2 protein-coding genes are annotated in these 2,522 nt (G+C 68.5%); both read left to right on the top strand.

Annotated elements, in window-relative coordinates; translation table 11 throughout:
• Window positions 1-148 precede the first annotated feature (148 nt).
• Window positions 149-421, top strand: coding sequence for a hypothetical protein (locus A3A5_RS0117335; RefSeq protein ID WP_018311805.1), 273 nt, complete (start codon window positions 149-151; stop codon window positions 419-421).
• Window positions 422-939: 518 nt separating this feature from the next.
• On the top strand, window positions 940-2,283 hold the full coding sequence (locus A3A5_RS44090) for a hypothetical protein (RefSeq protein ID WP_198293148.1): 1,344 nt from the start codon (window positions 940-942) through the stop codon (window positions 2,281-2,283).
• The last annotated feature ends 239 nt before the right edge of the window (window positions 2,284-2,522 follow it).

The raw sequence follows: 2,522 nt of genomic DNA, 5'->3' as shown, positions 1-2,522 counted from the left end.
CCTGCACACTTCGATCGACTTCCTTACGCCGGTCGACTACGAAGCCCTGCGCATGGCTGCATGAGTTGCTGTACGTGAAAGCGAGGCAGGGTCAGGTTGCTCGTTTACGGCAGCCCTGGCACCTCGTCCGTGGGCCGGAGGCTTCCGGATGGCGCCGCAGGCAGACGCGCTGATGCAGGCTATGCAGGACACATTACCGCCACGTTACGCGGGACCGATCGATTTCCCGATGAAGACCGTGGCGCAAGCTTGCCGCCATGTCTTGCTGCGCATCGCCGGCGGCGCTGACATCGACATGGCGACCTCGGCCGAGGCCTGGCGGACCGCCGTCGAGAATTGCGGGCATGGCATGCTGATGACGCTGGTGTCTGCAACCGCGGCCCTGCATCACGCCGCCCCCGGGCAGTCCTCACATGGCTGACACGCGCCTGACCTGGCATGTCGGCAGCGTGCTGCCCTATGCGTCGCTCTGGCATACGGTCCTGCGCGCGTGCGCGCTTAGTGCGCTCCACCCACACGAGTTGCCCTGCCGTGGGGCGCACCCACCTGCGACCGTGGAATTGCTCGAGCGTGCCGGCGGCGTGGATATCTCAGCGTTCGCACGCTTGCTCGGCGAGCCACCAGAGGCATTTCGTTGGTCGACGCTAGGCGCGCTGCCGTCCTCGCTGAGCGCGGCGCTGGCGGTGCCCCGGCCGCGCCTCTGCTTCGCCTGTCTCGCTGCCGGCTACCACACGGCCCTATTTTCCATCGCGTTGCTTGACGCGTGCCCGATCCACGGTACGCCGCTCCCGGACCGCTGTCACTGCGGCGCGCCGTTTCACGCGATGCTGCGCGCCCAGCGCCGACTACGCCGCGGCCGGCAGTTGCCGCTGTGGTCGTTTGCACTTTCTTACGCACGAAACCTGCCGTCGGCCGACGCTGGCGCCGGGCGCCACCCGTGTGCTCGATCCACTTGCCGCGTGGCGGGATGCCTTGTCCGGGCTCATCCGCTCCGCGCGGCTGGACGAAGCCTTGGGCCAAGCCGCTCCCGGCCGCCTGGAGTGGGTAATCACCGCCGCGCAAGTGCTCGGGCTCGCCTATCCCGCGTGCCTGCGGCCAATCAGTTTCGTGCCGGCTCAAATCCGCACCGTGTGGTGTCGCCCGCGCCCGCAGCAGACGCCGTCGCGAGATGGAGTGTCGCCACCACCGGGCCAACGCGAGAACAGGAAGCCGTCGTATTCGCCACCGACGCCCGCCACGGCGGTGTATCGGGCGCTCGCCCGCCATGTGCGCCGGCACCTGGCCCCTGACGGCGCGCGGTGGATCGCCCGGTTCATTGACTCGTGCGATCCGTTCGCCATCAGCGCGTGGATCGGCGGCAGTCCCCGTGCGCGGCAGGCGTTCATCGACATGCTGTGGGGACGTGCAGCCGAACCGGGCCTTGAACAGCGGCGTTGGCCCGATCGCCCACCGCTGACGAGGACCGCGGGCCAGTTGGCCGAACCGGTGCAAGCCGATTGTCAGGTACGCGGCGCAGATCATGCCGATGCCGCGACGCGGCACTGGTTCGCCTGCCATGCGGCGCGCGTGAGCCTGGGCGCGCTCTGGCGCGATGCGCAAGCGCGCGCGAACGCGGCCGCATGGTCGGGCGTCGCCGCTTGGGCCGACGCGGCACCCAGCACGTCGTGGCGTGACAGCGCCTGGTTGGCGCGCCTCATGCCCGGCGGGTTCGGCTTTGCGGCGTCGATTTTGGCAGACTGGACGGCAGCCGCGCATGCCAGCAAAGCGATGCGTCAGTTGGCAAACGCCGCCCGCCGACAGGCGCGCCGGGACACGATGTGGGCGGCCAGTCGGGGCGCGTGCCTGACCTGGTCGGAAGAGACCGGTTGGGAAGTGGTCGAGGCGATCGAACCGGCCGATGCCGATGTGCGGCGTCGCCACTTGCTCGGTCTGAAGGACGGGAGTCCGTGGTGCTGGCTCTATCGCGCGGCCGATGGTCGCTTTGTCGCGCGCTGGAATCAGGCACCGTTGCAGGTAGCCGCCGCGACACCGGGCGCGGCGCTTGCGGGCCTGCGGCGCGGTGCGCGCGACTACCAGCGGATGGGCCGGGTCGCGTTACCGTTTCCCACCTCGGCGGGCGCGGTGACGCCCGAGCCGATCGCGACGCGGGCGGCGGCGGACTACCAGTTCTTTGTGGCCGTCGTCCGCCACCGACAAGGGTTCTGGCAGGAGGCGCGGGACCTGACCGAGGCGGCCCGCTGCTACCAGCGGGCGCACGCGTTGCCGGATGTCGCCGGGCGCTAATCTGGCCCTTCTCTTTCTGGCCCGCGCGACCCAATATATAGACAGCCCCGGCGCGGGTCTGAAGCGGAGCCCCAAACGACCGTCGGGCAACTTTAGTTGTGTGAGCGACGACGGCCATGATGTGACCCGAACGGTGCATTTATAACTTACCTGATAGGCGACATTATCAGGTTTGAATTTTTCCACAATATAGGGGGTTTAGCAGGCTGCACTTGGGGAAATTGGGGACGGCGGAGGTG

This window comes from Cupriavidus sp. UYPR2.512 (assembly GCF_000379565.1).
GTDB lineage: Bacteria > Pseudomonadota > Gammaproteobacteria > Burkholderiales > Burkholderiaceae > Cupriavidus.
The sequence above is the reverse complement of the archived record's forward strand: the minus strand, read 5'-3'. Positions and strand labels throughout refer to the sequence as shown.

What these genes read in the sequence shown, in the direction of transcription:
- A3A5_RS0117335 (WP_018311805.1), top strand. Translation starts at nt 149, where the DNA reads ATGGCGCCGCAGGCAGACGCGCTGATGCAGGCTATGCAGGACACATTA.